At 48.7% G+C, this 26,934-nt stretch carries 23 protein-coding genes; 3 read left to right on the plus strand and 20 right to left on the minus strand.

Annotation, left to right across the window (positions count from 1 at the left end; all coding sequences use genetic code 11):
• Positions 1 to 20 precede the first annotated feature (20 nt).
• A complete protein-coding gene (locus C7E00_RS11075; RefSeq protein WP_105304327.1) occupies positions 21 to 335 on the minus strand; it encodes a hypothetical protein in 315 nt (104 codons plus the stop codon).
• 63 nt (positions 336 to 398) lie between these two features.
• Positions 399 to 1,145 carry a DUF134 domain-containing protein gene (locus C7E00_RS11080; RefSeq protein ID WP_105304328.1) on the minus strand — a complete coding sequence of 249 codons (747 nt, stop codon included), beginning with the start codon at positions 1,143 to 1,145 and terminating at the stop codon, positions 399 to 401.
• Between the two features lie 238 nt (positions 1,146 to 1,383).
• On the opposite strand from C7E00_RS11080, the gene C7E00_RS11085 reads away from it, so the two are divergent.
• Genes C7E00_RS11085 through C7E00_RS11095 form a run of 3 tightly spaced genes read left to right on the plus strand, consistent with a single transcriptional unit; the run spans position 1,384 to position 5,270 of the window.
• Positions 1,384 to 3,264: a tyrosine-type recombinase/integrase gene (locus tag C7E00_RS11085; RefSeq protein ID WP_105304329.1), complete on the plus strand. Its 1,881-nt coding sequence runs from the start codon at positions 1,384 to 1,386 to the stop codon at positions 3,262 to 3,264.
• The gene (locus tag C7E00_RS11090; protein ID WP_105303441.1) at positions 3,257 to 4,243 is read left to right on the plus strand and encodes a tyrosine-type recombinase/integrase; all 987 of its coding nucleotides are present in this window, start codon (positions 3,257 to 3,259) and stop codon (positions 4,241 to 4,243) included. Before C7E00_RS11085 ends, C7E00_RS11090 begins: the two co-directional genes overlap by 8 nt.
• On the plus strand, positions 4,236 to 5,270 hold the full coding sequence (locus C7E00_RS11095; RefSeq protein WP_105304330.1) for a tyrosine-type recombinase/integrase: 1,035 nt from the start codon (positions 4,236 to 4,238) through the stop codon (positions 5,268 to 5,270). The genes C7E00_RS11090 and C7E00_RS11095 overlap by 8 nt, the downstream gene beginning before the upstream one ends.
• 446 nt (positions 5,271 to 5,716) lie before the next feature.
• Here C7E00_RS11095 and C7E00_RS16225 read toward each other — a convergent pair whose 3' ends face one another.
• From C7E00_RS16225 to C7E00_RS11180, 18 genes are all read right to left on the minus strand, one after another.
• Complete coding sequence (locus tag C7E00_RS16225) at positions 5,717 to 5,887, minus strand: hypothetical protein (RefSeq protein ID WP_167836567.1); 171 nt, start codon at positions 5,885 to 5,887, stop codon at positions 5,717 to 5,719.
• A gap of 160 nt (positions 5,888 to 6,047) precedes the next feature.
• The gene (locus C7E00_RS11100; RefSeq protein WP_167836568.1) at positions 6,048 to 7,610 is read right to left on the minus strand and encodes a putative ABC transporter permease subunit; all 1,563 of its coding nucleotides are present in this window, start codon (positions 7,608 to 7,610) and stop codon (positions 6,048 to 6,050) included.
• A gap of 1 nt (position 7,611) precedes the next feature.
• Positions 7,612 to 8,319 carry an ABC transporter ATP-binding protein gene (locus C7E00_RS11105; protein ID WP_105304332.1) on the minus strand — a complete coding sequence of 236 codons (708 nt, stop codon included), beginning with the start codon at positions 8,317 to 8,319 and terminating at the stop codon, positions 7,612 to 7,614.
• A gap of 181 nt (positions 8,320 to 8,500) precedes the next feature.
• Positions 8,501 to 9,241, minus strand: coding sequence for a 2,3-diphosphoglycerate-dependent phosphoglycerate mutase (gene gpmA, locus C7E00_RS11110; RefSeq protein WP_105304333.1), 741 nt, complete (start codon positions 9,239 to 9,241; stop codon positions 8,501 to 8,503).
• A 146-nt stretch (positions 9,242 to 9,387) separates the two neighbouring features.
• Positions 9,388 to 9,594: a hypothetical protein gene (locus C7E00_RS16045; RefSeq protein WP_135358212.1), complete on the minus strand. Its 207-nt coding sequence runs from the start codon at positions 9,592 to 9,594 to the stop codon at positions 9,388 to 9,390.
• A gap of 185 nt (positions 9,595 to 9,779) precedes the next feature.
• On the minus strand, positions 9,780 to 11,237 hold the full coding sequence (locus C7E00_RS11120; RefSeq protein WP_105304335.1) for a hypothetical protein: 1,458 nt from the start codon (positions 11,235 to 11,237) through the stop codon (positions 9,780 to 9,782).
• The gene (gene tnpA, locus C7E00_RS11125) at positions 11,230 to 11,628 is read right to left on the minus strand and encodes an IS200/IS605 family transposase (RefSeq protein WP_105304336.1); all 399 of its coding nucleotides are present in this window, start codon (positions 11,626 to 11,628) and stop codon (positions 11,230 to 11,232) included. The genes C7E00_RS11120 and tnpA overlap by 8 nt, the downstream gene beginning before the upstream one ends.
• Before the next feature lie 172 nt (positions 11,629 to 11,800).
• Positions 11,801 to 12,652 carry an aminotransferase class IV gene (locus C7E00_RS11130; protein WP_105304337.1) on the minus strand — a complete coding sequence of 284 codons (852 nt, stop codon included), beginning with the start codon at positions 12,650 to 12,652 and terminating at the stop codon, positions 11,801 to 11,803.
• 100 nt (positions 12,653 to 12,752) lie between these two features.
• Complete coding sequence (locus C7E00_RS11135) at positions 12,753 to 14,072, minus strand: gamma-glutamyl-gamma-aminobutyrate hydrolase family protein (RefSeq protein WP_105304338.1); 1,320 nt, start codon at positions 14,070 to 14,072, stop codon at positions 12,753 to 12,755.
• 57 nt (positions 14,073 to 14,129) lie between these two features.
• A complete protein-coding gene (locus C7E00_RS11140) occupies positions 14,130 to 15,083 on the minus strand; it encodes an ABC transporter ATP-binding protein (RefSeq protein WP_105304339.1) in 954 nt (317 codons plus the stop codon).
• Positions 15,070 to 16,173 carry an ABC transporter ATP-binding protein gene (locus C7E00_RS11145; protein ID WP_275656064.1) on the minus strand — a complete coding sequence of 368 codons (1,104 nt, stop codon included), beginning with the start codon at positions 16,171 to 16,173 and terminating at the stop codon, positions 15,070 to 15,072. Before C7E00_RS11145 ends, C7E00_RS11140 begins: the two co-directional genes overlap by 14 nt.
• A gap of 12 nt (positions 16,174 to 16,185) precedes the next feature.
• Complete coding sequence (gene opp3C / locus C7E00_RS11150; protein ID WP_105304340.1) at positions 16,186 to 17,223, minus strand: oligopeptide ABC transporter permease; 1,038 nt, start codon at positions 17,221 to 17,223, stop codon at positions 16,186 to 16,188.
• A gap of 1 nt (position 17,224) precedes the next feature.
• Positions 17,225 to 18,160 (minus strand): ABC transporter permease, encoded by a 936-nt coding sequence (locus tag C7E00_RS11155; RefSeq protein WP_105304341.1) that lies wholly within the window; start codon positions 18,158 to 18,160, stop codon positions 17,225 to 17,227.
• A gap of 79 nt (positions 18,161 to 18,239) precedes the next feature.
• Positions 18,240 to 19,898, minus strand: a complete 1,659-nt coding sequence (locus C7E00_RS11160; protein WP_105304342.1) for a peptide ABC transporter substrate-binding protein — start codon at positions 19,896 to 19,898, stop codon at positions 18,240 to 18,242.
• Positions 19,899 to 20,195: 297 nt separating this feature from the next.
• Positions 20,196 to 21,857, minus strand: coding sequence for a peptide ABC transporter substrate-binding protein (locus C7E00_RS11165; protein WP_105304343.1), 1,662 nt, complete (start codon positions 21,855 to 21,857; stop codon positions 20,196 to 20,198).
• Positions 21,858 to 22,200: 343 nt separating this feature from the next.
• A complete protein-coding gene (pepD, locus tag C7E00_RS11170) occupies positions 22,201 to 23,649 on the minus strand; it encodes a beta-Ala-His dipeptidase (RefSeq protein ID WP_167836569.1) in 1,449 nt (482 codons plus the stop codon).
• A 14-nt stretch (positions 23,650 to 23,663) separates the two neighbouring features.
• The gene (locus C7E00_RS11175; RefSeq protein ID WP_167836570.1) at positions 23,664 to 25,316 is read right to left on the minus strand and encodes a peptide ABC transporter substrate-binding protein; all 1,653 of its coding nucleotides are present in this window, start codon (positions 25,314 to 25,316) and stop codon (positions 23,664 to 23,666) included.
• Positions 25,317 to 25,897: 581 nt separating this feature from the next.
• Positions 25,898 to 26,782: a YitT family protein gene (locus C7E00_RS11180; RefSeq protein WP_239928564.1), complete on the minus strand. Its 885-nt coding sequence runs from the start codon at positions 26,780 to 26,782 to the stop codon at positions 25,898 to 25,900.
• Positions 26,783 to 26,934: the final 152 nt, after the last annotated feature.

The raw sequence follows: 26,934 nt of genomic DNA on the forward strand, positions 1-26,934 counted from the left end.
AGTCATACGGTGAAGGACTTTCAATCCAGAAATGCATCCCATCCTTCAATTTCATCAATCCAGATCAGCGAATCATAATACATCTTCCGGATTCCATGTGAACGGATCTCATAGCGAAGCTGACTGCCCGCCAGGAACCTCGAAACAGTGATGATGCAGTCAAGATGACCATCATTGAGAATGCTCTTTCCGACGGATACCGAAACATTGGAATACTCTTTCAGCAATGCAGCAATCCTCGGAAGATCTGACTCATTCACATACTGCCCATCCGGAAATGAACCATGGAGAAACATGGAAATCTTCCTGCCCACTTCCTCCTCGGATGCCTTCATTCCACCGCTTCCTTTCAAGGAAATCATATCATGAAAAAGACCGGAATCATTCCGGCCGTTGGTTCAGCAGCACGAACCTCCCTCATGTCCGCAGCCGCCTTCATGTTCATGATGATCGCAATGCACGTCTTCCTGATATTCCAGCTTTCCGGCAAGATAGGCCTTCACTGCTTCATCTGCACTTCCTGCACAGCCCCCATAGAGACGGATGCCAGCACCAGCCAAAGCATTCTGCGCCCCTGCTCCGATTCCGCCGCAGATCAGCACATCCGCTCCAAGCCCGGATAATACTCCTGCCAGAGCACCATGTCCCTGGCCATTCGTGCTTCTGACTTTTGAACTTGCAATCTGATTGTCTTCAATGTCATAAACCTTGAAATACTCAGTTCTTCCGAAATGCTGGAAAATCTCTCCCGTTTCAGGATTGTAAGTGACTGCAATTTTCATGTTCGTTCTCCCTCCGAGTTCCTCTGAAGATCCGATCTTCTGAATCGTTCTGTCTGTGCAGCAGCCGTAGATCGGGTCATCTTCCAGGAATACACTGCCGCCCGCGATGCACAGCGCCTTTCCATTGACCAGCACATCTGCAATCTTCTGATGGGCAGAGCCAAGAATATTCTGAAACGTCGTTCTCGCAACGTTCATGCGCTCTGCACATTCTGACTGATCAAGGCAGATCAGATCAGAAAGACGTACTGCCTCCAGTTCATCGAGGGTCAGGTTTACTTCTTCCTCGGCTCCCCTCTCCGGCTGAAATCGGCTGCACTTCGGTTTCTGATAGATGGTTCTCGGTCTGACTGGTCTTGGCATGTATCCCTCTCATTAATGGCATATGCCATTAATTACATTCTATCCGGGCTGATCGATCTGTCAATTCCATGCGCCAGCACTTTTCTTCCTGGCAATGGCATGGTCTTTATGCCCAGCTTTTTCTTATGCCCATGATTTATTAATTTCCGCATAGATGGCTGCGCTGTAGCTCCAATGATGTGGATAACATAATACAGTTCTGCATAATGAAAGTACCAATAGAAGGAGGTACACCATTATGAAGAAGTACGACGAGTGCGTAAACACAGTGATGCAGTTCCTTACATCGAATCACTATGGCAGCACTGCAATCTATGAGCATCAGAACAGCTATAAGAGGATTAAGGAATGGCTGATATCCTCTGGTGCCTCATGCACACCAGAGGCACTGAATGCTTGCTTTGAAGAACACAGCGGGGAATTAATACCATCAAAACAGCGGCAGCTTAAGCATGCCCTTGTTCAGCTGATAGATGTCTATGAAACTGGCAGCATCCGTGATCAGCATGTCGGTTTCCAGATCTGCCCGTATGATCAGCTTACTTCTGTATTGAAACAGGAAGTAGACGAGTTTGTTTCGCATTGTCTTTCTGAAGGAAAACGTGCGTCATACGTAAAATCTCTTCAGGGAAAATGTTCGGATTTTATTCTTTTCCTGCAGAATCATGGTGTGACGACTATCCGCCAGGTTACATTTGATTTAATTCTCCTATACCAGAGTCAGAATAATTCCAAATCCAGGTGCACACGTGCGTCAAAGGAAAGTGCCGCACGTATGATGCTGGATTTCTTCGCTGAGCGCGGTAAATGCCTGCACGGGCACGCAGAAGCAATGACTATTCTCACGCGTAATCAGATTGTATTGGACACATATTTCATTCCAGCGGATTCCATGCGCCCTGCTGACCATTCTCTCTGGGAAACTGCCTCTTCTTTTCAAAGTGCGCTCAAGAAGAATCGGTACTCAAAATCTGTATACAATTATTATTATCGCAGCGTAGTTCTGCTGTTGATTTTTCTAGAGAAAAACGATCTTGCCCTCACTAAAGAAATTGCGGAACTCTGGTTTGAACACGCAAAACCATTGTCTGGAAAATCCTGGAAATCAATGCGGCGTGCATTGTATCAATTTCTTCATTTTGCGGATACCGGCGAGATCATTCCGTGCCAGACTACTTCACCTAAGCCAGTAAAGATGATTGATACCATACCTGCATGGTGCAGAGTCGAATGGGAAGACTTTCTAGCCGTTCTACAGAGAGAAAACCGTGCCCAATCTACCATTGAGATGTATCGGAGTTCAATCAGCAGATTTTGTCTATATTTCGATAAAGTTGGAATAACCGGGTTTGATCAGCTTACGCCAGAGATCCTAATTGGCTTCAATGCACAGGATAAACATGAAACCGCAGAAGGGAAAGCTGCTTATAACAGCCGAATCAGAAACTTCATCTGCTATCTCGAAGATAAAGGCATCATCAGCAACCAGTGGCTGCATACTGCGATTTCTTCCATTCATGCCCCGAAAACCAGAATTATTGATACTCTCCCAGAAGAAGCAGTTGAGAATTTCTGGAAAGTCGATCAGGAAGCCTTCACTCCTATGGAACGCCGGGATTATGCGATTTCATGTCTTGGACTTGGAATGGGTATACGGTCTTCGGACATCGTGTCGCTGAAGATAGCAGATATCGATTGGAAAAAACAGCAAATCAGTTTTACTCAGATGAAGACTGGAGTCTCTGCAGTGCTCCCCATGCCGGTACATGTAGGCAATGCAATCTACAGATATCTGCAGATAAGACCACAAAGCAGCAGTGAGAATCTCTTTATTCCTTTCAGAAGTCCTTACGATAAGGTCGGCCGCTGCGTTTGTCAGAAAGCACTGGAACGATTCATTGGTGAAAACAAAGGTTTTCATATCACACGAAGGACATTTGCGACTGCTCTTCTGAGAGGCCAAACAAAAGCTGCAGTTATTTCAGATTCTCTGGGACATCGTTCAGAAGATACTGTATTCAAATACCTGCACCTCGATGAGCAGCGTACCAGACAATGTGCCATTTCGCTGAACCAGCTTGGAATTTTCTGGCCAAAAGAAGGTGCATTTTATGGATAAGCACTATCAATGCGCCAGTGTCTTTGCGCCGTATATCAATGAATTTATTACACAGAAAAGAGCACAGGGCTATTCATATGACGATTGTGATTATTACCTGAAACGCTTCGATGGATTCTGTGTTGAACATCACATCAGCGAGCCAGTCATCACGAGGCAGCTCTTTGAAGCATGGATTGAAAAAGGAGCATCTTCTGCTGAAGGCAAATCCGGCAGGCACAAACGCGAGACAATATTCCGGGCCTTTTCGATCTATATGAACATCCTTGAAACGGAATGTTATATCCCTCATCACATCTGCCATCTTCCTAAGGTAATGCAATACCTGATGAGTGACAGCGATATTCAGGAATTCTTCAGTGTTCTTGATGGTGGAAGATGCAGAAATAATGATCCTGATCACATCCGCATGTATTCTGAGTATCGCGTCATGTTCAGGATGATCTGCTGCTGTGGTCTTCGCAATTCCGAAGCATGTGAATTGCGCCGCAGCAACATAGATCTTGAAAAAGGAATTATCACGATCATTCATTCAAAGGGAGACAAAGACCGTCTTGTCTACATGGCGGATGACCTGACCGAGCTCTGTCAATCCTACTGGCTCTGGATGACATCAGAACAAGGGATTCAGTCGGATTGGTTCTATCCTAGTAAAGATACCAGCAAACACATCATAAAACATTCAGTATGCCGCAAGTTCAATGAGATCTGGACTCAGACTGCAGCTTCCAAGCTCTGCGATAAAAAGCCTACCGTTCATAGTTTTCGGCATTATTTCGTGACTAAGCGCATGAATCTGTGGATGGAACAGGGCGTCGATTTAAATGCAATGATGCCATTTCTCAGCAATTACCTGGGACATGCCGGCGTTCTAAACACGCACTATTACTATCACGCTGTTGAAGACTCAATCAAGATAATCCGTAGCAAGGACAAGGTTTCTTCTGCTGTAATTCCGGAGGTAATTACTGATGAATAAGAAAGATTTCAGTACACTATTCTTCTCGAAAACGCGTGACTTCCTGGATAAGTATGAGGCACAGCAGCTAAGGCGAAGTGAAAATACGATTGAATCCTATCGCGACGGTCTCACTTCTTTCCGGCGCTTTATCACTAATGAGAAAAAGAAATCTATGCTTACTTTTACATTCAGCGACTGTACTAACGAGCTTGTTCTGGACTACATGGAATATCTGCAGAACCGCGGCTATGCCAAAACAACCTGCAACCATAGGCTGTCAGCATTGCATGCATATCTATGGTATGCCTCAGACTGTGACGTCAAGGTCCTGCCTGTTGCGCTGGCAGTATCGCATCTCCCGCTTCTTCGGGAAAGTGAAGTCGTCCGCGACGTGATCAGCAGCGAATGCATGGCCGCTTTACTCGCTGCTCCAGGGAATTCCAGGAAAATTCTGATCCGGGATACCACGATCATGGACATTCTGTATGACAGAGCAATCCGTCTGAGTGAACTTCTCGATCTGAGAAAAAGCGATGTGAACCTATCCCGAAAAGATCCATATATCCGGATTCACGGCAAGGGAGATAAAGAACGCATTGTTCCTATTACAGATAAGACGGTTAATCACCTAAATCGGTATTACCAGCATTACCATAATGAGGGTTCACCACCTACAGACCTGCTGTTCTATACTGTCATTCACCGGAGAGTCAACCGGATGTCTCCTCAGAATGTACAGCGATTCATCAAAAAGTATGCAGAGAAGATCAGACCGAAGCATCCTGATCTTCCTCAAAGAGTCCATCCTCATATGTTTCGCAGAACCCGTGCAACAGAACTGTATCAAAACGGTGTCGATCTTGAATTGATTTCACGATTGCTTGGCCATTCAGCCTTAGAAACCACGAAAATCTACGCAAAGCCCTCTGTAGAGATGATGAAGAAGGCAATGGATCATAGCTTCTGTGGTTACGAAATGGAGCAGGAGCCAATCTGGGACTTGAAAGATGAAGAGGAAATTGCCAGGAATTTCGGACTGCGCTAAGAAAGATTATGCCTACATTTTTCTTATAAAAATCAGTAAAACTGGGCTTCTGCAAGGAAACTAATGATAAATAGAAGCTGGGCATAAGGAAAATTATACCTACATTAACATAATTTTCCGAATGATCGGTCAGTCTTTTAGAGAAAGATGGAAAAGAAGCACTGCTGGATAGAGCGGCAGACCGAAGACTGCAGCAGATGCGGCGGCACAGAAAATCCTTTGCATACATCCGGATGCGTTTCGTCTTCGCACAGAAGACGGCATCAGAGAAGGGATCAGACTTTGAGAGCATTCCTTCCATCCCTTTCAGATTCAGAGCCAGTCTCAGACCGGCAGGTGATAGTCCTTCTGCATATGATGGATAATCCGTTGCCCGAACAAGCATTGGTTTATCCCAGTTCCGAATCGTCCCATATACATAAGAGATGAAAGCATGAAAATCATCGCTACTTGCAAAGCCATTGAAGATCAGTTCCTCGCTCAGGCAATGGAAAAACAACCAGTTTCAGATTGACATGATGCCAGGAAGAAGCATACAGAAAATATCCGCTGACTCCTGGAAAGCAGACTGCGACAATCGAATGGATGAGATCCAGCACTTCTTTGCTGGCGATCAATCCTTCTTCCTGATTCTAAGAGAATTGCAATTTCTTCCAGCAGTGCCTGCCGCGACCAGTCATGATACCTCCGATTTCCTGGCGTCTTTGCGGAAACTCACGCTGGAACTCATCTCATCCATGTACCTGCAGAATAGCTCCTCCGGTCAGGCGAGTCCGTCTATCCGATCGACTGAAATCTCTTCACTCCCCAGGTAGTCAGAAGAAAATACAGAAGAAGATCTGCCACCCCATAAAACAGCATTACCCAGAGGAAGAACTGAATACCTCCTTCCCCATTCACGCATGCGATGAGAACAATGACCCCGACCATGAGGTTTCCGAAAATGCTGAGAAAAGAAGAGAGAGATTGCTTCACCGCAACCACTTCCCGATCCCATTCAAGCTTCGGATAGCGCAGATTCACTGCCATTCCGCTCATTGCCGTAAACAAGCCGGCCAGAATCAGCACGACGATGCCCATCAGAAGCATCATTCCAGGTTGATGAAATGCAAGCATCAGAATCAGGAGTGAGCTCATTGCCAGCGGCAGAGCCACCACGAGATTTGCACGCACTTTGGAAAACAGGATGCTTTCTGCAGAAACCGGGATGCTTTTCAGAATCCACAGCCTTCTGCCCTCCAGAGAGATTGAAACTCCAGTGGTACAGGTAGAATGAACGATCAGGGAACACGCAGAAATGATGAGGCTTCCTGCCATCGGCTGCAGCAGTGCAAGATCCGGGTCAAGCTCAGAAAGAGAGGAACCACGCATCCGGAAAGCCAGATAGATCGATCCGCCGAACAGCAGGATCTGGCCGAATCCTGTATTCAGCATATATGTTGCATTGGCAGCCCACGAAGAAAGATCCCTGCGCAGCAAAGCCGAAGAAGCCCGATGAGCAGCAGAGCGCTTCAGGCGGAAATGCGAATCATGGTATCCCTGATTCCCTGCAGCTCCCGCTTTCAGAACTGCTCTGGAACAGAGCCTCAGAAACAGAAACAGTGCTGCCGTTTCAATTCCGATCATTGCCGCAACCGGCAATACGGATCCGCGGACTGCTCCACTGACATAAAGATTGCTGACGGGAAGCAATCTGATCAGAGTTCCAGCCCGCGCTGCGAACGCAGCACCATCTGAGCGCCCCATCAGCATTCCGATTGCCATGAACAGAAGAAAGAGGACCATCTGAACTGCATTGCGGACCAGATCTGCATGCTTGCGGCCATTGGAGAGCCGATAGATCATCCAGCCAAGCAGGCTGGAAATCACCGCCGGTATGACTGGCTGCATCAGCATTCCCACCAGAGCCAGCAAATAGAATCCTGCTGCGGCATGAGCTTTCACTCCATAGATGATGACCCCAGGCAGAAGAAAAGAGCACCCATAATAGAGAGCCATCAGAAGAAACGAGAACAGCTTGGATGCTACAATCTCCTGTTCCTGAAGCGGAAGGCTCATCAGGAAATCGAAATCCCGGAACCCGAACACCATTTCCTTGCTCCAGGAAATCCCATATGCCAGAAGCAAGACTGTTCCAAGACAGACCAGAAACTGCAAGCCAAGCCCATATTGAGAAGGATCGAGAGAGTCGTAAAGCCCGAAGCTGTAGGAAATCGACAGATACGCCATGATCATAGCCCCGGCAAGCAAGGAAACCCAGGGAGACCTGACCTTGCCTTTCCGGGATGTCTGCAGCTGATTGCAGAGCTGCGCTCGGATCAGAATCCAGAAGTGTTTCATGTTACTGCTCCAGTTCCAGAAAGATTTCTTCCAGAGTCTTTCCGCCTTCCAGAATTTCCTGAGTTGTCCCATTGCGAAGAATCTGACCTTCCTTGATGATCGCCAGATGATCGCACAGATTCTCTACGACTTCCAGAACATGCGAGGAAAAGAAAACAGACCCGCCCTGCTGGCAGAGCTGCTTCATCTTCTGCTTCAGCACATAGCTCGCCTTCGGATCCAGTCCGACAAAGGGCTCATCCAGAATCAGCAGATCCGGGTCATGCATGAATGCCGAGACCACTGCCACCTTCTGCTTCATGCCATGGCTCAGCGCCTTGATCTGATCGCCGAGATGATCATAGATCTCCAGTTCCTTTGAAAGTGACTCGATCTGCTTCATGCGATCGTCTTCTTCCATTCCGAAGATATCTGCGATGAAATTCAGAAACTGAATCCCTGTCATGTTCTCGTACAGGTCAGGATTGTCAGGGAGATACGCAAAGCATCGCTTGCAGGCAAGCGGATCTTTCTGGATATCATGACCGTGAATTATAATGCTGCCTGTCTCAAATGGCAGAATTCCTGTCACGCAGCGGATCGTGGTCGTTTTTCCGGCTCCATTATGGCCGATGAAACCGAAGATTTCTCCTGGCTGAACGGAAAGATCAATTCCATGAAGAATTTCTTTCTCTCCGAAGCGTTTATGAAGATTTGTTATCTGAAGCATAGTGCATTCTCCTTGTATGCTCTAACGATATCATGTCTGGTTTCTTTTGACATCCGCTTCAGGACAGAGCCCTCTGAAAAGTATTCTGGACATAACTGAAAACCCCATGGCAAGCCATGGGGAATATGATTTTCTTCTGTATCAGAGTAATTCAGAAATCAGGACTTCACCCGGAAAGGAATTACTGTTTCTGAGGGCTGGCAGCGCTCTTCGTTCTGGCAGCGATTTCTTCCTCATTGCCAAGATAGTAATGATTCAGAACCCGGAACTGCTCATCAAACTCATAGACCAGCGGAACCCCGGTCGGGATATTCAGAGAAAGTACTTCCTCTCTGCTGAGCTGGCTCAGATACATGACCAGAGCCCGCAGGGAATTGCCATGTGCTGCAATCAGCACTCTTTTTCCTGCCTTCATCTGCGGAAGAATGGTTTCTTCATAATAAGGAACTACTCTCGCCACCGTTTTCTCGAGGCTCTCCCCAAGAGGCATCTCCAGCGGATCCTCATTGCGGTACATCTCCTGACGAGCAGGATTGCGAGGATCGTCCTCCTTCAGAAGCGGCGGAACCACATCATAGGAACGGCGCCACAGCTTCACCTGCTCTGCTCCGTACTTTTCTGCAGTTTCCGCTTTGTTCAGGCCCTGCAGTGCTCCATAGTGCCGTTCATTCAGCTTCCAGGTCTTTTCCACCGGCAGCCAGTCGCGGTCCATTTCATCCAGAATATGATTCAGCGTATGAATTGCTCGCTTCAGATAAGAGGTATAGCAGAGATCGAAGTCATAGTTCTGCTCCTTCAGGAGCTTTCCTGCCTGCTTCGCTTCTTCATGTCCCTTCTCGCTCAGATCCACGTCGGTCCAACCGGTGAAAAGGTTTTTCTGATTCCATTCGCTTTCGCCATGTCTGACAAGTACCAGTTTCATATCGTCTCCTCTAATTAGTTTAATCTAACTATTATGCTCAGAAGAAGCGGGATATGCCCGCTGTCTTCCTGTTATCTGAATTATCAGAAATCAGCCTGGTTCTGTCAACGAAGATGATCACGGTTCATGCAATGAAACTTGTGAGCTCAGAATCCCGGGACAGTCTTCCCTTTCAGGCTTCCGAAATCATGGAACAGACGATACCGTTTTTCTTCGGAAAGCTTCAGGATCTCTTCAAAGCGATCGATCGAGATGTAGCCCACCGAGAACAGCAGTTCCCTGACTGCTCCCGACGACTGAAGTCGCAGGGTTCTCAGGTCTAATACTGCTTTTCCTAAGTTCATCACAGCCAATAGAATTGACCGCATGTTAGCTCAGGCACTGACAGTTTTCCTGATCTGTTGCGGAGCTGCTTCGTACGAAGGATGCCGCTTCAGCCCGGCCATATCATGACCTGCTGTACATTTTCGCTTCCGCTTAACGGCTGCACAGTCAATCAGCCGGATCCATTTATTGAGAGATCAACTCATGGTGCTGCTCAACTGATGTACCAGCTGAGTTTCTTTTCGGATGTCAGTCGTTCCAGTTCTTTGTTCTGAAGGAAGATGAAGCTTTCAAAATCATTTGCACAAGACTCATAATCGACCGTATCCGGCTTCATAGAGTCTTCCGAGGAATATAAGGTGTGACCGGTAATAAACGCAGAGTAGAGATCCCGCTGTACGGTGTTTCCGGCAATCTCAAATGATCGTACGCTAAGATCCTTTTTGATCATCTCGCCAGTCACATGATTGATCTGTGATGCCCGAATCTTTGCAGTATCCGTATGGATCAGTTCTTTACCGATGTAATGAAGTTTCTGATCCAGTATGCGTTCAAACATTGATGGTGCATGGTTTGCGAGAGCTTTTCCAAATCTTGATTTTCGATTAATCCTGCCATTCTTTGCGTTTCTTGTCATGTCCTTTGAACGTTTTTGGAGAGCGCGGTAATTCATCGTCTCGCAGATAATGGTCGTGCTGCGCTCAAGGATCTCATTGGCAAGCATCTCATGCGACATCCTCATAAGCACTGCTCGTTTCCGGTACAGTTCTTTCCGCTTTTTTCGCAATCGGTCATATCTTGCGGAATATGTCCATTGAAGCTTGATCCCCTTGCGAATCGTGCCATTGGAGTTGTAATTGGACGGATTCGTAGCCCGTCTGCTTCGATCCATAGATCGGCTTATCTTACGAATCTCTGCATCAATTGCTGGAATATCCGGCGCCAGTTCATGAAGCTGTACGTGCCTGCTGGATACCTCCGCAACTGTCGAAACTCCGATATCAAGCCCGGTCACAACAGTATCCGAACCATATTCATGTTTCTTCGGTGGCTTGCCTCTGAGTACCAGCTGGACAAAGTACCTTGTCTTGCCTCGGACTGTTTTTCGAAGGAGTCTGACATACTTTAGTCGGTTATTTCGGATCGCCTCCTTCGCATATATATCATCCGGTTTCATGATGACCTCGTATTTGTGGTTTCTGCCTATGTACAGAAGCCCGTTCCGATAGTTTAAAGCAGAGTTCTTGGATTTACCTTCTACAGAAGTGTCATCGTATCTGGAATGATGCCTGACATGCTCTGCTTCATGGAACCGAAGTTTCTCAACTGCGCGAAATGCTTTCGTAGCCTGTTTCTGGCACTCATCGATTCCGACGATATCTGAGAAATGGTGTTTCATCTCTGCCGCTTTCTCATGAAGCTGATATTCTGTATAACCATATTCAAGCTGTTTCTGGCGGATCTTCTTACTGCGGTCCTTGAATGTTTTATCCCTTACAAGGTCCTGATATTCCGGATCCATCTGAAGCTTATGGAGCCGCTTCAGCGCCACATCCAGGCAGCCATTGTAGATCTGATCCATAACACGAAAATATTTCTCGATAAATGTGCGGTCTGGAATATCTGCCTCAAGCGTCAGGATAAAGGAATCCGTGCGTTCATATCTAGACATGTTTTTGGTCCTCGATATACCGCCGGATAGTATCTTCCGAAATATGGCCGATCGTGCAGCAGAAGTAACTTCTTGTCCAAAGAGAAGGAATACGGCTTTTCAGCCAAGGAAATTCTTCACGCAGGATTCTTGATGATCTTCCTTTCAAAGATTTGATGAACTGGTGCAGAGGAACACGAGGATCTATTTCCACAAAGAGATGGACATGATCCGGCATTACTTCCATGGCTTTAATAGATGCATCAAAATCTGAAGCAACAGAAAAAAGAATCTCTTTCAGTCGTTCATCTACACCATCAACCAGTACAGGCCTTCTATATTTCGGGCAGAAGATAATATGAAACTGATTTTTATAAACCAGTCCTTTTTTATGCGTATAGGAATCATTCATATCGTGCATTCTCACACCAAAATTATATCACATTAACATTAGATATACGTTGTTTATCTATTTAGTTTGAAGCGGTATTGATCAAAAAAGACGATTCCTCCTGATCACTGAAGTGACGGGCTTCCTCGCCTTAGTATTGTGATTCCTGATCCTTGCATGCATTTCCGAGGCTTCATCCAAGTTTCAGTCCGATCTCACGCTCAATCCGATCAAAGTAGGCTTTCTGCAATCTGCCGAAGAGTTCCGGGTCTTTCATGCCCACCGGCTTTCCGTCGATGGTATCAGCATGCGCACAGACTTTGGTCGTGCTGCATACGATGACTTCATCGGCATCGAAGACTTCCTCCATTGTGATATCCCTTGCTTCAGTGGGAATGCCTTGAGCTTCTGCGATCTCGAAGAGATGCTTGCGGCTGATGCTCGGCAGCACCAGTTCATTGAGAACCGGAGCAAAGAGCTTTCCATCTTTCAGCAGCAGCAATGCACTATGCGCGCATTCGGTCAGCTGATTGCCGCGATGGAAGATCGATTCACTGCAGCCGGCTTCTCTGGCATGTTCTGCTGCCATGACATTCGGAATCAGATTCAGAGTCTTGATATTGCAGTGATAGAATCTGGTGTCCTCATCCGTGCAGAGTTTCATCGGATGAGTATAATCAATCGGCTTTCCTTCTGAAGCTGTGATCAGCAGAGTCGGTTTTTCAGATGAATCCGGGAAGACATGATTTCTTGGGCAGTTGCCACGGCTGGATTGCCAGTAGAGGATCACTTCTCCCTTTCCCGCAGCGTCCGCGCACTTCTGAATTTCAGCTGCGAGCTCTTCCCGGCTGAGCGGGAAATCAATTCTCAGCATCCTGCAGGATTGATAAAAACGGTCCAGGTGATCTTCCATGGCGAAGAGCTTTCCGTCATTGGCAAACGTCACATCATAGACTCCGTCTCCGAAAAACAAGGCACGGTCCTGCATCGGGATCCTGATTTCATCGATCGGTCCCATCACGCCGTTGTAATATCCGATCTTCATAACTGATGGTTTCTTTCCTCCATAAGACTGACATGAGACCTCATGGTCTTTTCCAGACTGATCCTGGTGCAGAAAAGTGATCTGTTCTCTGTTCTCACAATCATGATTTCCTGCCGCACCGTTTCACGAGATCCTGGAACAGAAGATTCATGATCGGATTGCTTTCCGTCAGTCCTTCCGGATGCCATTGCACGGCGATGATCAGCCCTTCTTCATCTTCCATTGCTTCAATGACTCCGTCCTTTGCACGGCCTGCTGCAACCAATCCTTTGCCAAGCTTCTTCACCGCCTGGTGATGCATGGAGTTGGTCATGACGGAATCCGCTTGGAACAGGTTCCGGAGATACGTATCTTTTTCAAGCGTAACTGCATGGTGCAGATAAGAGCGCTTGTACTGCTGAAGATGCTGAAGCGCATCCGGGCGATAATCCGACAGATCCTGCCAGAGCGTGCCGCCCCTCATCACGTTCAGAAACTGAATCCCGCGGCAGATGCCGAGCATCGGAAGCCGATGGGCTTCAGCATACTCATAAGCATTCTTCCAGGCTTCATCAATTTCCGGCCGGACCGCACCGCACTTCTGCTCCGCTTCTTCCCCATACAGAAGAGGGTCCACATCTTCTCCGCCTGGAAACAGCAGACCATCCGCCATCGACAGTGCGCTTTGGGGATCGAGACGCAGCAGCTCGGAAGGAATAATGACCGGAATTCCGCCATTGCTCAGCACGGCATGGATATAATCCGCATTGCAGTATTCTTTCTCCGCAGAAACGAACAGGCCGGGCTCACTCATGAAGGTATCTCCGAGAATGCCGATCACCGGCTTCCGGAAGAAAAGATAATAGCCAGGATCACGGTTTTCCGTATCTGCCGCAAGCACCTTCGCATCGGTCATTGCAATGTTCCCTCTGAGCTGAACCTTGCCCTTCCTTCCCTCCTTTTCGAATTTGCCTTCGGAAAGACTTGGATCAAGAATCGAGAACAGCTTTGTCTCAGGATCATAGTCAAATACATAGATATAATGACCGCCGCTGGAGAAAACGCCGATATGGTCTCCATGATCGCCGCCGACATTGGCAATGCATGCTCCGCCATGCGCCAGGCAGGAAATGACATCCGCTTCTGAGTTCGACTGGAATAGATTCAGTCCGTATTTTTCAGCAAGCGCCTTCCCGAATATCTCCATATCGGTGCCTGGCTCCAGATTTGCCCTGCTTGCATAGGAAAGCTGAACCAGCTCCTCCAGAGGAACCTCACGGTTCTTCAGATCCTTCAGCATCATCGCTGCCGAACAGATGCCGCATCCTGCTTTCTGGATATTCCCGGATTCATACAGCTCCGGATCCTCCTTCTTTCCGACATCCGTGAGATACGAAATCTCAGAATGCTGATTCTGATTGATATAGTACGATCCTTTCATGAATATCTCCTTCTGAACGAAAACCTGCAGAGCAAATATCTGCAGGTCTCTGATAGGTCAGTCCGTATATTTCTGTGCGGACCACTTTGCAAATTCTTCTTCCGTCGCAATCACGGAGTGCGTCTTTGTCACCTGATGAATCGTTCCTTTGCTGTAATCAACGCCTTCCTTTTCCTTATCGTAGGAAATCGACTTGCGCTGTTTCTCGACGATCGGATTCGGATGAGGAATTGCAGAGAGAAGAGATCTTGTATACGGATGAATCGGATTCTCGAAGATCTCATCGGTGGTTCCGGTTTCAACGATATAGCCCAGATGCATGACCCCGATGCGGTCAGAAATATATTTGACCATTGCCAGGTCATGTGCAATGAACAGATACGTGATGCCCATCTCGTCCTGCAGGTCCTTCATCAAGTTTACCACCTGCGCCTGGATACTGACATCGAGGGCGGAAATTGCTTCATCGGCAATGACAAGTTTCGGATGCATGATCAGGGCTCTGGCAATTCCGATTCTCTGCCGCTGACCGCCGGAGAACTGCGAAGGATAGCGGGTCGCGTGTTCACGGGACAGACCGACACGATCCAGAATGGAATAGACTTTCTCATCCAGATCTGCCTGATCTTTATAAAGGTGATGGAGTTCCAGACCTTCTGCGATGATTTCCTTGACCTTCTTGCGCGGATTGAGGCAGGCCATCGGATCCTGGAAGATCATCTGCATATTGATTCTGAGATAAGCCTCATCTTCTTTGGAAAGCTTGCCTGAAATGTCATGCCCATCGAAGATGATCTTTCCCGCGGTCGGATCATAGAGGCGGATAACAGCTCTGCCGGTAGTCGACTTCCCTGAGCCGGATTCACCGACCAGACCGTAGGTCTCTCCCTTGAAGATATCGAAGCTGATCCCGTCCACTGCTTTCGTGGTATAAGTGCGGCTGATGCGGAAATACTGCTTCAGTCCTTCCACGTGCAGCAGCGGCTGACTGCTGTAATCAATGGCGGTCATAGAGCTCGTCCTCCTTCTTCATCTTGGCAATGCGTTCCTTCAGCTGTTCCGGCATCTCTACCTTCGGAGCCCGCGGATCGCAGAGCCAGGAAGCTACACGATGCTTGCCGCCGACGTTGTACATCGGAGGTTCAGCCTTGTAGTCGATCGCAAGCGCATACGGATTTCTGGGGGCAAATGCATCTCCCTGAATCCGTTCCAGCAGGTTCGGCGGAGTGCCCGGAATCGCAAACAGACGCGTGGAGTTCGTATCGGTATCCGGCATCGATGCCAGCAGGCCCCAGGTATAAGGATGGCGCGGATCATAGAAGATCTCGTTGATATCGCCCTTCTCGATGATGCGGCCTGCATACATGACATCGACATAATCGGCAACCTTCGCAACGACGCCGAGGTCATGCGTGATATAGATGACAGAGATATTGTGTTCTTCCTGCAGGCGCTTGATCAGTTCGAGGATCTTAGCCTGGATCGTGACATCAAGAGCAGTAGTCGGTTCATCGCAGATCAGGATGTCAGGATTGCAGGCAAGCGCAATTGCGATGACGACTCTCTGCCGCATGCCGCCGGAGAGCTGATGCGGGTATTCCTTGAAGCGCTTCTCCGGATTCTCGATGCCGACTTCTTCGAGAAGCTTCATGGCTCTCGCCCTGGCTTCTTCCTTGCTGGTATGTTCATGGGTCAGGATCGGCTCCATGATCTGCTTGCCGATCTGCATGGTCGGATCGAGCGAAGTCATCGGATCCTGGAATACCATGGCAATGTATTTGCCATTGAAGCGATAGCGGATTTCTTTCTGCGTGAGCTTCGTGAGATCAACCGTCTCACGTTCGCCCTTCTCATTCGTGAACGTGTAATTGATCGTTCCGGAATCAATGCGGCCATTGTTGGCAAGGATGCCCATGATGGTCTTGACGGTGACAGACTTGCCGGAACCGGATTCGCCGACGATCGCAATCGTCTCGCCGCGGAACAGATCCATGCGGACGCCGCGGATGGCATTGACTCTTCCGGAAGCGGTCTCAAAGGAGATATTCAGGTCTCGGATGGACAGAACCCGGTCTTCTTTCTTTCTCGGAATCATTGACATAAACGTTCCTCCTTATCCTTGCTTCTGGTTCGGGTCGAATGCATCGCGGATGCCATCAGCGAACAGGTTGAAGCTCAGCATGAGCAGCGCCAGTACGATGATCGGAGCAATCAGGATAAACGGATGAATCGTCATGGACTTGTAGCCATCCGAAATCAATGAGCCAAGCGATGCCTGCGGAGGCTGAATGCCGAGACCTACGAACGACAGGAATGCTTCTGTGAAGATTGCATTCGGAATCGAGAACATCGACATGATGATCAGCTGTCCGAAGATATTCGGCATGATGTCCTTGAAGATGATGTAGAAGCTCTTGGCACCGAGAGTTCTCGAAGCTAATACGTATTCAGATTCCTTGAGCTTCAGCATTTCAGCACGGGAGATTCTCGACATGCCGATCCAGCCGGTGATCATCAATGCAAATACGATGGAGCTGATGCCGGACGGCATGACCAGTCCGAGCAGCGTCACGACGACGAGGGTCGGAATACCATTCAGGATTTCAACGATTCTCTGCATGACCATATCGACCTTGCCTCCGAAGTAGCCGGAGATCAGACCATAGGACATACCGATCACGATATCGATCGCTGCTGCCGCAAACGCAATGATCAGAGATACACGGGTACCTTCCCAGACTCTGGTAAACAGGTCACGTCCGTTGGTATCGGTTCCGAACCAGTGATAGACGTCCGTGAATCCTTTCTCTGCATAGACATCAACACCCTTTTCCGTTCCGCGGAAGATTCCGATATTCTCCAGTCCCTGGATTCTCGGCGGAAGCGACTGCTGGGAGAGATCGATAGTCTCTGCACCATAGCCAGAGATCATCGGTCCGATGATTGCCATCACGATGATGATCGCGATGATGATCAGTCCGAATACTGCACCTTTGTTCTTTTTGAAATGCACCCAGACATCATGGGCATAGGAAGTAGTCTTGTAAACCTTATCATGAAGCTTTTCATTCCGCTGCACGAAGACGAAATCGTCACTCGTGAAGTCATCTACGATTTCATCGGTCAGCTCTGGTTTCATTGCCTCACTCATCTTACTTTTCTCCTTTCGCCACACGGATTCTCGGGTCGATGACGCCATACAGAATATCAACGATCAGCATCATGATGATGTACATTGCCGAATACACGAATGCACAGGCAATGACAACGTTATAGTCATTCGACTGAATCGCCTGCACCATCAGCATGCCGATGCCCGGAATTGCAAAGACTTTCTCGACAACCATGGAACCAGTCAGCAGGTTGACCAGCAGCGGTCCCATGATGGTAACGAGCGGAATCATCGTATTGCGGAGTGCATGATGCATGATCAGCGGACGCTCTCTGACACCTTTTGCCTCAACGAGGGAAATATAATCAGAACTCAGGACATCGATCATTTCCGAACGTGCAAAACGGGAGATATTCGCCATCGGGAACATCGCCAGCGCGATCGTCGGCAATACGGATGAATTGACAGGATTGTTCGAATTGTAGAGGATCGGAGCCCACTTCAGCTTGAAGCCGATGTAATAAGCAAGCAGGAGTGCAAAGACGTAGGAGGGAATTGACACACCTAGAATGGAGACGATCGAGCAGAGAGAGTCGATCCAGCTGTTATGATGAAGTGCAGCCGCAATACCCAGCAGCAATCCGAGAATCGAACCGATGACCATGGCCTGCGCGCCGATGCGGATCGAAACCAGAAGCGGGTTTCCGAGAAGATCCGTGACATTGCGGTTCTTGTTGATGACATAAGAGACGCCGAGATCTCCATGCAGCATATTCTGCAGATACTTGAGAAATCGGATGAAGAACGGCTGATCCAGTCCGTACTTTGCATAAAGGGCAATCTTCTGTGCTTCAGTCAGCTTTTCATCGTTGAACGGAGAACCCGGCATCAGGTCCAGCATCAGAAACAACACGAAGATAATCACCAGCAAGGTCAGAAGACTGATCACCAATCGTTTCAGAATGTATTTTGACATTTGTTATCCTTTCTAAAACCATAACAGAGCGAGTAAACCCCTCGCTCTGTTATTGTCTGTCAGTTTCAGTCCCGGCAGATTACTCTGCCTTTGTCAGATGACGATAGGAATCAACACCAGCATTATGGAACTCAATGCCAGTAACCTTCGGATTGATCATCATTGCGCCGCCATTCTGGTAGACCGGGCACATTGCATAATCATCCAGGAGCATCTTCTCAGCTGCGATCAGATCAGCCCAGCGAGCCTCTGCATTCGCCGCATCCTCGCCTGTCTCAGCCTTGTTCATCAGAGCATTGTATTCTTCATTGCTGTAGGAGCCAGTGTAGCCAGCTCTGTCAGACTTGAAGAGATCGAGGTAGGTCTGCGGATCTGCATAGTCAGGACCCCATCTGGTAAGACCGATCTCGTAATCATGATTCTGCATGAGTTCAAGACGAGTCTTCTTAGGCTTGGAATCCAGGTTGACCGTGATACCCGGCAGGTTGGTCTGCAGCTGCTGCTGCAGGTTCTCTGCAACTGCCTTGCAGGCTTCACTGTCTTCAAACAGCAGTGTTACAGTCACATCTCCGCCGAGTGCTTCCTTTGCTTTTTCGTAAGCAGCCTGTGCTTCTTCAACATTCTCAACAATCAGGTTGCCTGCAGTTTCACGGTAATCCTTGCCATCCGGGCCATAAGCGAATTCCTTCGGAATGAATCCTTCTGCAGCTACAGAACCATCCTTGAGGACGTTCTCTGCAATTGCCGTACGATCGATTGCCTTGGAGATTGCTTCACGGAGATCCTTGTTCTGCAGTGTCGTATTATCGAAGTTGTAGTCAAGTCTCCAAGCATAGCCCTGCAGACGTGTGGTGAAACCTTCTGCATCCTTGTAAGCATCAACCTGCTCACTAGCAAGCTTCACGACATCGATGTTTCCGCTCTGGTATTCCAGCATTGCGGACTGGGTATCCTGCAGGAACTTGAAGGTCACGTTCTCAACTGTGATGTTGTCTGCATCCCAGTAATCCGGGTTCTTCGTGAACGTGTACTGGTTGCCAGTCTGCCAGTCGGTCATCGTATACGGGCCGCAATACAGCAGATCAGAAGTGCTCTGCGCGAAGTTGGCACCTTCGGACTCATAGAATGCCTGGTTCAGCGGGAAGAATGACGGGAATGCCATCAGCGGCAGCAGGAATCCGCACGGCTGAGACAGATGAACGACGAAGGTCTTATCATCCGTTGCCTCAACACCAAGTTCGCTGAGATCCTTTGTGCCGGCGATGACTTCATCGGCATTCACAACTCCGATCGTGGAAACGATGAAGTTATATTCGGATGCGAGATCCGGGCTGACCAGACGCTGCCAGCCATAGACGAAGTCTGCAGCCGTAACCGGTTCCCCGTTCGACCACTTGATGCCATCTCTCAGATGGAATGTGTAAGTAAGACCATCTTCACTGACATCCCAGCTCTCGGCCAGATCCGGCTGTGCCTGAGCATCTTTGTCCAGCTGGGTAAGACCGCCGATGCACATGGACTGCATGATGAAGGAGTTTCCATCAGTAGCGTACTCATAGTCCATCGTGTTCAGGTCTGCATCGATTGCGACGGTTACGGCAGATCCCGAACCCGAAGCAGCCGCTGCAGTGCTGCCGGAAGAAGTGCTCCCTGAACCGGAGCTGTCTCCTCCGCTGCTGCAACCGGCCAGCATAGCCATTGCCAGCCCGGCAGTCAGAACTTTTCTGAAGCTTTTCATTATTTCATTCCCTCCTCTCTGGAATACCTAGAATTTTATTTTTGATTTTCATGATTTTCAACATATTTTTGACATATTTTCACACTTTATTCAGTTTTTTCATTTAATATCATTCATTTTTTCATGGTTCAGGAACGCGCAGATGGAATTTTCGCCTTTCTGCCGGTTTCCCGCGCATACATATCCTTCAGTATGCATTCGTCGCCTTTGCAAAGCCTGATTTGAGATTTTTCAAAGGGCTTCCCTCATTTCTTCAGAAGCTCTCCGGTTTCAGAATTCAGCCGTTTTGAAACATTTTCATTTTTTGAAATACATGTGACGATAAGGAGCCCCGCCGACCATCAGGAAGTAGATTCCTCCGATTTCCGGATTGATCATCATTGCCCTGCCATTCTGGTAGATCGGGCAGATTGCATAATCGTCCATCAGAATCTTTTCAGCTTCAATCAGGTCAGCCCAGCGTGCTTCTGCATTCGCCGCATCCTCGCCAGTCTCAGCCTTATCCATCACTGCATTGTATTCCTCATTGCTGTAGGAACCTGTATAGCCAGGCTGATCAGACTTATACAGGTCAAGATAGGTCTGCGGGTCCGCATAGTCAGGGCCCCATCTGGTCAGACCGATCTCATAATCATGCGAATTCATGAGTTCCAGACGTGTTTTCTTCGGCCGGCAGTCCATATTGATGGTAATACCAGGCAGATTCGTCTCCAGCTGCTGCTGCAGGTTCTCAGCAACCGCCTTGCATGCTTCGCTGTCTTCATACAGCAGCGTCAGCGTCACATCATCTCCGAGCGCTTCCTTCGCCCGTTCATAAGCAGCCTGTGCTTCGCTGACATCTTCCACAATCAGGTTTCCTGCTGTTTCCCGGTAATCGGTTCCATCCGTTCCGTACGCAAACTGTTCCGGAATGAATCCCTTGGCAGCGATCGAGCCGTCCTTCAGCACATTCTCTGCAATTGCAGTACGATCCAGCGCCTTGGAGATCGCTTCACGGAGATCCTTGTTCTGCAGCAGTTCATTCTCATAGTTGTAATCAAGTCTCCAGGAATACGCTGCCAGCAGCTGCGTGAACCCTTCCGTACCCTTATAAGCATCAACCTGCTCGCTGGAAAGCTGAACCACATCGATATTCCCGCTCTGATATTCCAGCATTGCGGACTGGGTATCCTGAAGGAACTTGAACACCACGGTTTCAACCTGCGTATGATCCGCATCCCAGTAATCCGAGTTCTTCGTGAACGTGTACTGGTTGCCAGTCTGCCACTCAGTCATCGTATACGGGCCGCAGTACAGCAGATCATTGATGCTCTGTGCATAGGAATCACCCTCAGACTCATAGAACGCTTCATTCAGCGGGAAGAGTGACGGGAATCCCATCAGCGACATCATGAATCCGCACGGCTGCGACAGATGCACCACGAAGGTCGTATCATCCGGTGCTTCTACGCCAAGCTCGCTCTTGTCGACTTCACCGTTGATGACTTCCGATGCATTCACGACACCGATCGTCGTTTCCAGAAAGTTGTACTCAGAAGCGAGATCCGGATCAACCAGACGCTGCCATCCGAAGACGAAGTCTGCAGCCGTCAGCGGCGTTCCATCCGACCACGTCAGGCCTTCTCGCAGATGGAAGGTATACGTCATGCCGTCTTCGCTGATTTCCCAGCTTTCAGCAAGATCAGGCTGCGGCTGACCATTCTCATCAATCTGAACAAGGCCCGCCATGCACATCTCCTGCAGCGTGAATGATCCGCCATCCGTAGCTACTTCATAGTCCATGGTGTTGAGATCCGCATCCATCGCAATGGTAACCGTTCCGCTGTTATCCGAAGCAGAAGCGGCAGATGCGCTGCCTGAACTGGTGCTGGACGCCGTTGCAGAAGCAGTACCGGAGCTGCATCCAGCCAGCATGATAATGGATAAAACAGAACACGGCAGTTTTCGAAAGTACATCATTTGAATCCCCTCCTCTCTGGTAATAAGAGCATTTTAGAATCCTCCCGGAGATTTGCAATGACTCTTTGGCTCTACTTTTCATTTTTTGAATTATTTCTGCTTTTTATTTCTTTTTTCTTCCATATTTTTTCGGTTTTGCTAAGTTTTACGGATTTTTTCCGCGTTTTTGCGATATTTTTTTCTGTTCTCCGCCAGCTTTAAAAAATTCAATGTACGCATTCCTGCATGAGATCTGTTTTCTCACCTCCTGACATGCACGAAAAAGCCGCTGCATTCATCTCAATACAGCGGCACGCATGACTCTGATTGCAATTTCAGATCGCTTTCCGAAGAACTTCAGTGCTTACTTTTGTTCTTCTGCACATTTCGCGATCACGCCTCTCAGGGTTTCATACCCTCTTGCAAACGAGGCAAGATCCAGTTCCTCATCATATGTATGGTAATATCGGCAGTCCGCGCCGAGCGTGCAGATATCAAGACCAGGATGCAGGGCTGCGAAGATGCCTGCTTCCAGGCCGCCATGTTCTGCCTCCGTCTTCAGCTCCCTGCCCTGCTCCTTCATGACTTCTGAATAGATCTCTCTCAGTTCAGAGTGTTCTGCATACTGCCAGCCCGGGAAAAATTCCGTATATCGGAAGCCGACATTGCACCGTTCTGCAAGAGTCTTCAGGATATCGAGCAGATCAGCCGCAGCGGAATCAAACATCGAACGGATCAGCCATGTCACGGTGATCTGATCCTCTGAAGTCTCGGCCGTGCCAGCATTCAGGGAAGTCACGGTCAATCCGTTCAGCTCCGGATCCATGCTGCGATGCTGGAATCCTTTCGGAGCCAGCCAGAGGAAGTCCAGCATGTTCTTCGTGGAAGCCTCGTCTGCAGCTGTCTCTTCCGGATCCGTATGAATGACTGTGCATGCAAAGCCCGGATCCGAAGAATGCAGTTCTTCGGAAATCTTCTCAGTACTGGTATGGATGGAGTCCATGATTCTCTTTTCTTCTGAAGCAGAAGCGAACCGGAAACTGCAGGCTCTCGGGATGGCATTTGCCTTTTCATCGCAATTCATGGAGACTGCTCTTACTTGAATTCCATTGCGGATCATCTCTTCAGCAATCCTTGCCGCAATGCAGATGGCATTGCCGCGTTCCCGATGAACATCTGCTCCGGAGTGCCCGCCTTTCAGACCGCTGATCTGAATCTCATAGACCGGACTGTCATTCACAGTTCTGTTCAGCTTCGCATCCATGTATGCATACTGCCCTCCGGCACAGCAGAGATCTGTAATCCCTTCTGCACAGCAGTCCAGCGACAGCAGACGATCGGCCCGGATGGCTTCCGGCTTCAGATGCATCGCTCCGCCGAGTCCCACTTCTTCCTGGACAGTGAACAAGCATTCGAGTTTCGGATGGATCAGGCTGTCATCTTCCAGCACTGCCAGCATCCACGCAACTCCGAGTCCGTCATCTGCTCCGAGCGTGGTATCTTCCGCTTTCAGAAGTCCGTTTTCTTCTTTCAGCCGGATCGGATCTTTCAGAAAGTCATGATCCGAACCAGGCCGCTTCTGAGGAACCATGTCCATGTGTCCCTGCAGAATCAGTGCAGGTGCATGTTCACAGCCACTAGATGCAGGCTTCTCGACAATCACATTCCAGACTTCATCCTGTTCTGCTTTCAGCCCATGTTCTTCCGCAAACTTCACAATGAAGTCACTGATTTCTTTTTCATGATAGGAAGGCCTCGGAATCTCCGAGATCTTCCTGAACCAGTAAATCGGTCTTTCTGAATAGTCCTGCATCTTCATCCCTTCTTTCACTCTTTAACCATATGCCGGTAGGAACCGGTGCCAATGACCAGGGACAGATATCCTTTCACAGAAGGATTCACCATGATGGCGCCGCCTTCCTGGTAGATCGGGATGATGCCATGGTCCTGGGCAACCAGAATGTTTTCTGCTTCGATCATATCCCGGAAACGAGCTTCTGCATCCGCAGCATCTTCGCCGCTCGTCGCTTTCGTCTCCAGTTCATCGAATTCGGTATTGCTGTACTGGCCGCCATTCATCGAAGCACCCGTCTTCATGATGTCCAGATAAGACTGCGGATCTGCATAATCCGGAACCCATCTCGTCAGAACCATCGAGAAGTCATGACTCAGCATGAATTCGATTCTCGTCTTCTTCGGTTTCGGGGAAAGCGTCACCGTGATGCCAGAGCATGCGTTCTGAATCATCTGCTGCAGATTCTCAGCTACCTTGCTCGTCTCATCCGTATCATCATAGAGAATCTCTACATTCGCATCATGGCCGAGTTCCTTCACTGCTTCCGCATAGCACTCTGCCGCTTTGTCCGGATCATATTCAGTCAGATCTCCTGCTGCTTCGCGGAAATCCGTGCCATCCGGTCCAGCCGAGACATCCTTGGCGATGAGTCCGTCCGCTTCAATGGCACCTGTCTTCAGAACAGATTCGCAGATCGTCTGACGATCCACCGCATAGGAGATTGCTTCCCTTAGGTTTGCATTGGAGAGATCCGCATCTTCCATGTTCGGAGCCAGCCACCAGACACCGGAAGTCAGCGTGGAGAGATATCCGTCTTCATCCTTGTAGCGATCAATCATATCGCCCGTCAGCGTGACGAGATCCAGATTCCCGGAATCATACTGCAGCATTGCAGTCTGGGAATCCTGGATATAGGAGATCACAATTTCCTGCTGCGGGTAGTTCGCTGCATCCCAGTAGCTGTCATTATGCGTGAAGGTATAGGAATTTCCGGTCACCCATCCCGTCATCGTATAGATCCCGCTGTACAGCATGTTATCCGGGGACAGCGCATACTGATCTCCCTGTGCTTCGACAAAGCTTTCCGGAAGCGGGTAGAACTGCGGGTTAGACATGCAGAAGAGCAGGAACGAACACGGCACATCCAGGTGTACGACAAACGTGCTGTCATCCGGTGCTTCCACGCCAAGCTTCGTCGGATCCATAGATCCGTCAATGACCGCCTGCGCATTCACGACATGGATCGATTCCATGATGTAGCTGTATTCTGAAGCAGTATCCGGATCTACCAGACGCCGCCAGGAATAGACAAAATCAGAAGCAGTGATCGGAGTCCCATCCGACCAGACGATGCCGTCTCTCAGATGGAACGTATAGGTCAATCCGTCTTCGCTGACATCCCAGCTCTCAGCCAGATCCGGAGCCAGTTCCTTGTTCTCATCAAACTGAACCAGCCCCGACTCGCACAGCGACAGCATGCTGAAGGAAGTTTCATCAGTAACCAGCGATGAATCCATGGTTGTCATATCATTGATCACCGCAATCACGATAGGCTGCGATCCTGCGGTTCCTGTCGTTTCTGTCTGGCTGCTTTCCGACGCAGCAGCGGTCGCAGAGCTTCCGGAAGCAGAGCACCCTGCAAGCATAACAGCCGCTGCCGCATACATCATCTTTCTGAATTTCATTTCCTTTTTTCCTCCTGTCCAGCACTTCATTGAGGATCTGGATGAAATTCCGGAAAAGAAAATCCCGGAAGAATCATCTCCCGGGACGCATTGAATTATGCGCGGTACCACCCGTATTCAGAACAGAATCTGTTCTGCACTCACTGGATCCATCAATCCATTCTCCTATAACGTGAAGACCACGTCTTTCCCTACTCTGATTCCTCGTTTCAGGATTGAAAGCTCCGGAGCCAGCAACCATTCTGCACATAGGCGGCCTTTCACCAGACGCCGCTCGCTAAACAACGTACACTGAGAACAGTATCTCTCCATCAGCGCAATTTCTGTATATCACGTGCTGTGACGACATTTACTATATACCGGAGATAATAATTTTCAAGAAAAATTTACTGGTATTTTTCACTTTACAGAATACTTTCAGAAAACAAATGCCCATCCAGTTTCATCCGGGCCAAACGCAAGGTTTCACCTGCAGCTCTTCTTAGGGCAAGATTTCCTTTGCCTTGGAATGGATTCAGAAATTCCTATGGACTGCATGTTTTTATCTGGTTTTTCGAAGAAACTGATGGTGACAGGATAAATCAGTCTCTTCCTGTTCCTGGGGAGGTTTTTTCCGGAAACATTCTCTCATTCAGATGCTTGGACCGGTAATGCATATCACTGACTTGATAGACCGTCACAAAAGCCTCCGGATCTGTCCGGTCCAGAAAGTTCATAAGCTTCTGAAATTCGGCTCTGTCCACAACCGTGATGATCTCATCATGTTTCTGCAGATGATACGCACCGATTGCTTCATAGATCGTTGCTCCGCTGTGAAGCTCGGTCAGAATGAAGTTTCTGATCTCTTCCTCTTTCGGAGAAACGATGCACACCCTTCTTTTCAGGTTCTGATCAAAGATGAAATGATCCAGTACGATTCCATTCAGATAAGTTCCAAGCAGGCTGATGATCACGGTCTTTGCATCATAGGCAAAGGCAGAAGAAAGCGCAACCGCAATTCCTGCCGCGGACATTGCCTTGCCAAGATCTATCCGCAGATACTTATTAAGAACCTTGGCAATAATATCAATTCCTCCGGAAGACGCATTGCGATTGAACAAGATGCTCAAGCCGATACTCACCGTAAAAACATAGCAGATTACGTCAAGAACCTGATCTCCGGTCATCGATTGAAAGCCCGGGAACCACCTCTCCAGCAGCGCCAGAAATCCCGGCAGCAGAATCGAAGTATAGACGGTCCGGAACCCGAATTCATTCCCGCACGTCAGGAACCCGACAATCAGCAGGATGAAATTCAGGATCAGTGTGATGCCAGATACCGGCATGGAGACAAAATGATTCAGCACAATTGCCAATCCGCTGACACTGCTGACCGCTGCATGACTTGGCATCAGGAAAAAGAATACGGCTGCAGCAATGATGGCAGTCGCACCTGTCAGCACCAGAACATCTTCCGCTTTCTTCATGACATTCTCCATTTCTCATTTCAGATGATACCCTCTTTATGTTAGCCAATGCGCTGAGTATTATCCATAGGAATCGCTTTCAGGCAATAGCTGGAAGGCTGTCAGAACCGATGAGGTCATCCATCAGCTGATCCGGCAAGCAAGATCAAGAA

This window comes from Anaerolactibacter massiliensis (assembly GCF_900290205.1).
GTDB classification, from domain to species: Bacteria; Bacillota_I; Bacilli_A; order Erysipelotrichales; family Erysipelotrichaceae; genus Bulleidia; species Bulleidia intestinalis.